Raw genomic sequence first — 9,297 nt, 5'->3', positions numbered from 1 at the left:
TGCAAATCTTCACGACTCACTAACTGATCTTTTAACCTATCTGAAGAACATTTGCCTCGTTAAACATTTAGCTGTTTTCCTAAGCGGCTGCAAATATACAACCCCTTTTGTTTAAATTCCTAACTTTCTATTAAGAAAATCGAAATAAAAACAAAGAAATTAATTAATCCTTTACTAAACAACATCTTACAATATATTAAAATTAAAGAAACATTACCTCAGTTAGAAAACCCTTATAAAATGACATTATCTTCATCTCGAGGAGAAGCCAACAAATATTTATATCGATAATACATTAATCCAAATGAAAGAGTTAAACCTGTTAATAATCCTATCCAAATCCCTTGCAAGCCTAAATCAATATACTTACTTAGTACATATGATATAGGTAAACCAATCACCCAATAAGACACGAAACATATAAGACTAGGAATCCAGACATCTTGTAGTCCTCTTAGTGCACCTAACATTACGACTTGAAAACCATCACTAAGTTGAAAAAAGGCAGCTATTAAAAGAGCTCCTGCTGCTAGTTGCACAACCTCCCAGTCATCGATATATAAATACGGAAGTTGATTTCTGAATAAAATGAAGCACAATGCAAAAAACAGTTCAACAATAAGGGTCAACAAAAATATAGACTTGACAATCCTTTTCAACTCGTCAAATTGATTCAATCCTTTTTGATTACCGACTCTAATAGTAGCCGTCACACCTAATCCTACTCCAACCATAAAAGTTAATGCTGATAGATTCAATGCTATTTGATTTGCAGCCTGACTACTAGTCCCAAGCAATCCAGATAAAATAATCGCAGCTGTAAACAAGCCTACTTCAAAAAACATTTGCAGAGCAGTAGGAAAACCTAGGTTCAACAATTTTGTAGTAATACCTGTAGATTTGACCTTTACGAAAACGAGGTATTGTTTCAATTCCTTTTTAGTTAACAAGAATGCTAGAACTATCAACACCATTACTATTCTAGAGATAAACGTTCCAATCCCTGCACCTTCTACCTCTAATCTTGGAAAACCGAACTCTCCATATATAAACAAAAAATTCAAAAATACATTTATCAGATTAGCTATTATAGAAGCTGTCATGGAGTAGACCGTTTTTGATAAGCCATCAATAAATTGCTTGATAGCCTGAAACATCATTAACGGAATCAAAGACAACGCAACCCATCTCATATAAGGGATAGCCAATTCCACAACTTCTTTAGGTTGATCTAACATAGACAAAATAGGCTCACAAAGAAGAACCACAAAAGTCAATAGCACACCTATTATCGTACATAATATAAAACCTTGCTTAAAAATTGAGCCTATTCTACCTATATCCTTTTTAGCATCTGCTTCTGAAACAAGTGGGGTTATCGCAAATGAAAAACCGATACCTATAGAAAGCGCTATGAAAATTAATGTATTCCCTAAAGATACAGCCGCAAGTTGTGCCTTACCCAACTTACCTACCATAACGTTATCTGCGAGCGCTACTAATAAATGCGCTATTTGCCCTACCATAATCGGTACAGCTATTTTTAAGTTTGCAGAAAATTCTCTTGTATAATCTTTTAGTGCCATCTTGAATTGTAAAGAGGCGCAAAAGTAGTGAGATTCAAGATCTATACAACCATCTAATCCATGCTATTATCAACCACTCCATACTGGTCAAAAAGATAAATTAAGCTAGTCATTGTAGCTGCCCCTAATTCTAATTCTCTTTTATTAACCGCATCAAAAGTATCATTTGCCGCATGATGAAAATCAAAATATCTTTGAGAATCAGGGCGTAGACCAGCTAGTACTGTACCACTATCTTTTAGTGGACCTACATCTGCACCACTACCTCCTTTTTCAAAGTAATGAATTAGGTAAGGTTTGAAAAGCTTTCTCCATGAATGAACGACCTTCATTTGATCCTCTGTCGCATCAAAGCTAAAACCTCTAGGCGAAAAACCACCTGCATCACTTTCTAAAGCAAAAATATGATTTTCGTTTTTTGCCTTTGCTTGTTTTGCATATTCACGAGCTCCTTTTAATCCATTTTCTTCATTCATGAATAACACGACTCTTATTGTTCTCAAGGGCTGGTAATCTAATTTTTTCAATGTTTCTAAAACCTGCATAGATTGCACTACACCAGCACCGTCATCATGACTACCATCACCTAAGTCCCAAGAATCTAAATGACCACCTACTATAATTACTTCATTAGGGTACTTAGTTCCCTTAATCTCTCCTATTACGTTATAACTTTCTACATCACCCCAAACTGTGCAGTCTTGTTTTAAGAAAAACTGAAGATTCTTATCTAGAGACAAGTAAGTATGCAACTTTTCAGCGTCGTTTGTACTTATTGCTGCAGCCGGAATATAATTCTCTACATCTAGGTCTCCATAACTCATTGAACCTGTATGTGGGTAATCGTCCAGTCTCAAATTCATTGATCTAACTATGACACCTACAGCACCGTATTTACCAGCTTCTTCTGCACCACTGTATCGTTGATCTACACAGCCACCGTATGCCTCAAAAGTTTGAATTTTTGTAGGATCCATAGGTCTGTTATAGAACACTATTTTACCTTCTATTTCTTTTCTCCCTATTTGGGCTAATTGCTCTAAAGAAGTAACCTCTACCACTCCAGCCTTTATACCAGCCTCTCTAGTGGGAATAGAACCACCTAACGCACACACATTAACATTAATAGTTGAAAAATCATTTAATTGTATGTATGCAAATTCTGGAGTGCCTCGTGTCCATTTAGGTACCATTACAGATTGTAATTCTGTACGAGAAGCAAATTTTGCTATTTCCTTTTCTGTATACTCAACAGCTCTTTGAGCTTGTATGGAACCGGATAATCTTCCTCCTATATTATTAGAAAGATAATCTAACCACTCATAACTTTTGGACTCTGTAAGACTGTAGTCATAAATACTCTTAAGCATTAATGAATCTGCTTGAGATGTTTGTACTAGTTGCGCTTTCGCGAAAGCGGAACACAACAAAATAAAGAATCCAATAGTATGTAGTTTATTCATTTTCTAGCTCTTCAATGTATTTTTTAATATTTCCTGAAACCTCATCATCTATTTGAGGTGGCTGAATGTACTCTTTTTGAGAAAGAGCATCCACCAGTATTTTTGCGACCAATAATCTAGCCATAGGTTTATCGTCTGCAGGGATAATGTGCCATGGAGCAACGTCTGTATGCGTGTGTCTAATAGCCTGTTCATAACAGTACATATATTTATCCCACAGTTTACGTTCTTTAAGGTCGTCTTTTGAGAATTTCCAATTCTTTTCTGGTGTTCTCAATCTTCTTAACAAGCGTCTCTTTTGTTCTTCTTCACTTAAATTAAGGAAAAACTTAAAGATAAAGGTCCCGTTTTGAGTTAGTTCCTTTTCAAAATTATTGATCTGATTGTAACGCATTTGCCAAAAGTCTTCTGTAGCATCTTCTGGACCATTAAAATCAGGTAAATTCTCTGCCATGAGATATTCTGGATGTACACGAGTAACTAAGACATTTTCATAATGAGTTCTATTAAAAATCCCAAAATGCCCCTTAGAAGGTAGCGCTATATAGTGTCTCCACAGATAACCGTGAGATAATTCTAAATCTGTAGGGACTTTAAAACTGTGTTGTACAACACCTCTTACATTAAAATCTTTAAACACCTCTCTTACCAGACTGTCTTTACCAGAGGTATCCATACCTTGAAAACACACCAGTACTGCATGTTTATCATGAGCATAGAGTCTCGCCTGAAAATCTGCAAGTTCTCTTCTTACTTTTTCTAGTTCCTTTTTTGCTTCTTTTTTTGAAAGCACCTCCTTAGGTAACGTAGAATGTTCTTTAAGCTGCAACTTTGTAGATGCCTTGAATTCTTCTGAATGAATTTTATACATATTATTTACTTGCAAAAAGTTTTACGTCGGACTCGCTTATTTCTTCACCACCTAATATAATGAGTCGTTCTACAACGTTGCGCAACTCTCGTATATTACCTGTCCAATCGTATTCTTGTAATAATTTAAATGCTTTGTTCTCAAATTTCTTTGCTGCATTACCTTGCTCTTTGGCAATTTTTGCTGCAAAATGATTAATGAGCAACGGTATATCATCACGTCTATCATTAAGAGCAGGTACATTAATTAATATTACTGCTAGTCTATGATATAAATCTTCTCTGAATTTTTTATCCTCTATCTCTTGTTTAAGGTCTTTGTTAGTCGCTGCAAGAATTCTTACATCTACCTTTATATCCTTATCACTACCTACACGTTGTATTTTATTTTCTTGCAAAGCCCTTAATACTTTGGCTTGCGCTTTGGCACTCATGTCCCCTATTTCATCTAGAAAAATAGTACCACCGTTTGCTGCTTCAAATTTTCCTGCTCGGTCTTTATTTGCACCAGTAAAGCTACCCTTTACATGACCGAATAACTCGCTTTCTATTAACTCGCTAGGTATAGCTGCACAATTTACTTCTATAAAAGGACCTTTTGAACGGTCGCTTTTTTCATGTAACCAGTGGGCAACAAGTTCTTTACCTGTTCCGTTTTCTCCAGTTATTAAAACTCTTGCATCTGTAGGCGCTACTTTTTCAATGATATTTTTGATAATAACGATTAACTCGCTTTCTCCTATCATCTCATAGTTTTTACTTACTTTTTTCTTGAGACGTTTATTCTCTACAACTAGCTTTTTATTATCTAGCGCATTGCGTACCGTGTTTAAAAGCCTATTTAAATCTGGCGGCTTTGAAATGTAATCAAAAGCTCCTAAACGCATCGTATTTACTGCCGTATCTAGATCTCCATGTCCTGAGATCATGACGATAGGGATTTCTGGCTTTATTTTCTTAACAGCCTCTAGAACCTCTACACCATCCATTTTAGGCATTTTTATGTCACAAAGAACAAGATCATAATCATTATCCTTTATCAACTCTATACCTTCTAGACCATCTACTGCCTCTACTACATTGTAATCTTTACTTTCTTCAGATAATATTTTACTTAAAACGCGACGTATCGCGCCTTCATCTTCTATAAGGAGAATATTTGCCATTATTATATTTTAAACTTTATTCCTATTCTAGAATAAAAAGTATTAGTTTCATTAAGTGTTACCACGTCATCACCATTATCATCTCTTAATCTTATGTCATTGATAAATGTGTAACCTGTATAAATATAAGCCGAAATATGCTTAGTAAAATTATGTTGATATCCAGGACCGAACATCGCTACAGTCATAGAAACATCTTCTGCAACACCTCTAGTTGTAGGCTGGTCGTTTTGAATATTTGCATAAAAACCATCTAGACGTGCATATAACTGGACATCATTTTTTTCATTAAATCTGTATTTAAGATTCATCTTAGGAGCACCTAATGTAAAACTCCAGTTTTCATTAAGCTCTCTATAATAATTAAGATACGGTAATGGGAATGGCCTACCTGCTGTGGTCGAATACTGCACTCCTACTACTAGTTGCCATGGTTTACCACCATCTTCTCTTTTCTTCTCATTTTTGATAAAGTAAACACTACCTACAAAAAAGTAGTCGTCGCTACGTGCTTTTCCCTCATCAAAATTTGATGCTACTAGAACACCGGTTCTAGATCCAAAACGCCAGTTATTTTTCATAGGAAATGTATAGCCCAGCGCCACTTGAAAACTCTCGTATCTATCAGAACCAAAATCTGTGGCTCTAAAATTATCTTTAACTAAATATTCTACGTTTCGGTATTCTAGGTAAGGAACGAGATAACTAGCCTCTCCTACTTTGAGTGGTACATTTACAAAAGTCCTGAATCTTCTAAAACTGTTATCAGAATTACTCTGAGGAAAGTATGTGTACTCTGCTCTAAAAAGATCTGTTCCTTGTGAGTACGCTTTCGCGAAAGCGAAAACACAAAATACTATACAACTAGTTCTAATAATCTTATTTAATCTAGTCATTTTTCCTATTGTTAGATTCTTCATTTATTGAAGATTTATTTATAATATGAATATCTCTTTGTGGGAAAGGAATACTCACGTTGTTTGCTCTGAACGCTTTATCTATATCAAATCGTATAGCACTTTTAATACGAGGCTCTGTAAAAGCATCTTTTACAAAAAAATAAACCGCAAAATTTAATGAACTGTCGCCAAATTCATTGAACATGACAAATGGCTCGGGACTTTGCAGCACTCCTTTTTGATTACTGACACATTCTATAAGTAATTTTTCTATTAATCTGGTATCACTACCATAAGCAACACCCACATTTACTTGCTCTCTGGTTTTAGGATGGTTTTGAGTATAATTATAAACTATTTCTGACATAAAAAGATGATTAGGTATAATCAATATTTTATCGTCACGAGTAATTATTCTCGTACTCCTTAATTTTACCTCAAAGACACGACCAACTTTGTTATTAATTTCAATAACGTCATTTACTAGAACAGACCTATCTGTTAAAATAGTTACCCCAGCAATTATATCTTTAAACAGATCTTGCAGTGCAAAACCTAAACCTACAAATAAGGCGGCACTAGCTGTTAAAAGCCCTGTCAGGTTTACACCACTAGAATGCAAGACTGATATAATTACAATTATATAAACAATGTAATTAAAGAATTTAAAGGCACTCTCAAATTTAAGTTTATCTGGAATATCCATCTTGCGTGTAACTACTTTTCTAATACCTCTCAATATTAGTGTGGTTACTAAAATGGCTAATACAGCAAGAATAAGCATCCAGGTATTTAAATGAAAACCTCCATTCTTACCTGATGATATAATCTCATAAGTGAGAAACTCCTGTATCTTATCCCAATTCAAACTCATAATTAGTATCGCAGCCATTTATACAGCTCTTTCCAATTTGTCTTTTTACCGTACATTAAAATTCCTATTCTATAAATTTTTGCAGCTAGCATCGCTACACCTATTATACTTATGTATAACAACAACATACTTAATACTATTTCCCACCACGCGATCTCGCCAAAAGGTATTCTCATTAACATCACTATAGGTGAGGTTAATGGAATGTATGAAAATATTACTGCCACAGTACCATGAGGATTATCCATGACTGAAAAGAAACCTACGTAAATGGCTAACATTAATGGTAAAATTACCGGCAACATAAACTGCTGTGTATCTGTTTCATTATCTACAGCGGCTCCTATCGCTGTATAAATAGATGCATATAAAAAGTAACCTCCCATAAAGTAGATAAAGAAACAAATCAATATTTTGAGAATAGGCAGTTGTACAATGTCATTTGCAATTAACTGAAACTTATTAGGATCTTGTGCTTGTGCAAGCATGTCTGCATTTGCAGGTGTAGAAAATGCGTCTACTCCAAAAAAGGTGGTCGCAACTATCATTAATATAAAACCTACTATTACCCAAATTATAAATTGGGTGATACCAGCTAAAGAAGTTCCTGTTATTTTACCTATCATAAGATAGATAGGTTTCACACTACTTACTATAATCTCAATAATACGATTTGTTTTTTCTTCTATCACAGATCGCATCACCATATTACCATAGATGATAATGAACATCATTAACAAATAACCAGCGATACCACCTGCAGCTATTTTAATCCAGCCAGACATTTTACTGGTCTTTTCTCCTGTAAAATTTTGTACTTGAATCTCCTTAGTTACTTTACGACTATTGATCACATTAATATCAATACCAGCATCTTTCAGATTATTAGCGGTAGCCTCTTTATTAATTTTATCTTCAATAGATTCTAAAAAACCTTGAGATGGAGAGTCGTCCGAGTAGAAACTTAGGTCAGTTAATTGTCCTTTTTGCGCTTCTATTAATATCAAACCATAGTAATCTGCTTCTTTACTTGCAGTTATCGCAGCTTCTTTAGAAATACCATTAAGTTTAATATACTCGTTGCGGTTATTTGATTCAAATAATGAAATATAATTATCTTCTGTTTGATCTAAGATGGCAATTTTTCTACTCGTATCAGAATTTATACTTGTTAACAATCCTATCAATAAAGCAACACCCACAAATATTAACGGACTTACAAAAGTCATGATAATAAACGTTCTATTTCTTACTTTATTAAGGTATTCTCTTTTAATAATGAGCCACAATTTATCCATGTTGCTGTACAGTTTGAATGAAGATATCATTAACGCTAGGAATTACCTCACTAAAATGGGTTAATTCTCCTAATTGTGTTAATCGATTTAATGCACTAGGTACATCTATATGAGTAGGTATTTGAATTTGAACATCTAGCGTATTATCTAATCCAGATAAAACTATAGGTTGCGCATTAAATTCTACCGGTATTTGTTGAAAAGCAACGTCATTATTTTGACAAATTAAAGACACCGCATATTTGCGATCTCTATAGCGCTGTTTTACATCGCTTAGCTTGCCTTGTAAAACAAGGTTAGATTTATTAATAAGTGCTATATGGTCACACATTTCTTCTACACTTTCCATACGGTGAGTAGAAAAAATGATAGTTGCCCCATCATCTCTTAATTTTAAAATTTCGTCTTTAATAAGATTTGCATTTACTGGGTCAAAACCAGAAAATGGCTCATCAAAAATCAATAAACTAGGCTCGTGCATGACAGTAACAATAAATTGTACCTTTTGCGCCATTCCTTTAGAAAGTTCTTCTAGTTTTTTATTCCACCAGCCTTCTATACCTAATCTGTCAAACCAGTATGTCAGTCTATCTTTTGCCTCTGCTCTTGACAGACCTTTAAGCCTGGCTAGATAAATGCACTGCTCACCTACCTTCATAGATTTATAAAGCCCACGCTCTTCTGGCATGTACCCTATATCTTCTATATGATTAGGTTTTAATTGCTCGCCATTAAGAAGGATCTTCCCTTCGTCTGGCATTGTAATTTGATTTATGATTCTTATAAGTGAGGTTTTACCAGCACCATTAGGTCCTAACAAACCATAAACACTCCCTTTGGGTACTGAGATAGATACATCATTTAATGCTGTATAATCCCCATATACCTTTTTTATATGTATTGCTTCTAATGCGTTTACCATCTATCTATTAATTGCGCTAAATTAACAAGAACGATATGGTATTGCTAAAGATTTAGAATAAATTAATAGGAATGCGAGTTAAAAAAAACATGTAGATCATGTAAATATGTAGATTCTATAATTTAAAACCCTATTAATTACAAAAGGTCATAAAAAAACCCACCTCCCTAAAAATAGGGAGGTGGGAAAAATTGCTATGAAAAAGAAAAATAACAAATG

Annotated in this window: 8 protein-coding genes; all 8 read right to left on the bottom strand. The window is 34.4% G+C overall.

The window, feature by feature from the left end; genetic code table 11:
- Positions 1-233 precede the first annotated feature (233 nt).
- From ACJJVJ_RS14835 to ACJJVJ_RS14800, 8 genes are read right to left on the bottom strand one after another with little or no spacing between them, the layout of a single operon-like run.
- Positions 234-1,586, bottom strand: coding sequence for an MATE family efflux transporter (locus ACJJVJ_RS14835; protein WP_405371214.1), 1,353 nt, complete (start codon positions 1,584-1,586; stop codon positions 234-236).
- A 53-nt stretch (positions 1,587-1,639) separates the two neighbouring features.
- A complete protein-coding gene (locus ACJJVJ_RS14830) occupies positions 1,640-3,049 on the bottom strand; it encodes a M20/M25/M40 family metallo-hydrolase (protein ID WP_405371212.1) in 1,410 nt (469 codons plus the stop codon).
- Positions 3,042-3,920, bottom strand: a complete 879-nt coding sequence (locus ACJJVJ_RS14825) for a PPK2 family polyphosphate kinase (protein ID WP_405371210.1) — start codon at positions 3,918-3,920, stop codon at positions 3,042-3,044. The genes ACJJVJ_RS14830 and ACJJVJ_RS14825 overlap by 8 nt, the downstream gene beginning before the upstream one ends.
- A gap of 1 nt (position 3,921) precedes the next feature.
- A complete protein-coding gene (locus tag ACJJVJ_RS14820) occupies positions 3,922-5,085 on the bottom strand; it encodes a sigma-54-dependent transcriptional regulator (RefSeq protein ID WP_405371208.1) in 1,164 nt (387 codons plus the stop codon).
- 2 nt (positions 5,086-5,087) lie between these two features.
- Positions 5,088-6,005, bottom strand: coding sequence for a DUF6268 family outer membrane beta-barrel protein (locus ACJJVJ_RS14815; protein ID WP_405371206.1), 918 nt, complete (start codon positions 6,003-6,005; stop codon positions 5,088-5,090).
- On the bottom strand, positions 5,974-6,876 hold the full coding sequence (locus ACJJVJ_RS14810; RefSeq protein WP_245890766.1) for a mechanosensitive ion channel family protein: 903 nt from the start codon (positions 6,874-6,876) through the stop codon (positions 5,974-5,976). The genes ACJJVJ_RS14815 and ACJJVJ_RS14810 overlap by 32 nt, the downstream gene beginning before the upstream one ends.
- Entirely contained in the window at positions 6,861-8,156 is a 1,296-nt protein-coding gene (locus ACJJVJ_RS14805; RefSeq protein ID WP_405371205.1) for an ABC transporter permease, read from the bottom strand. Before ACJJVJ_RS14805 ends, ACJJVJ_RS14810 begins: the two co-directional genes overlap by 16 nt.
- Positions 8,149-9,078 (bottom strand): ABC transporter ATP-binding protein, encoded by a 930-nt coding sequence (locus ACJJVJ_RS14800; RefSeq protein WP_104516781.1) that lies wholly within the window; start codon positions 9,076-9,078, stop codon positions 8,149-8,151. The genes ACJJVJ_RS14805 and ACJJVJ_RS14800 overlap by 8 nt, the downstream gene beginning before the upstream one ends.
- Positions 9,079-9,297 lie beyond the last annotated feature (219 nt).

Source organism: Nonlabens sp. Asnod2-A12 (assembly GCF_045063745.1).
GTDB classification, from domain to species: domain Bacteria; phylum Bacteroidota; class Bacteroidia; order Flavobacteriales; family Flavobacteriaceae; genus Nonlabens; species Nonlabens xylanidelens.
Note: the sequence above shows the minus strand (reverse complement) of the source record. Positions and strands in the feature narration are given on the sequence as shown.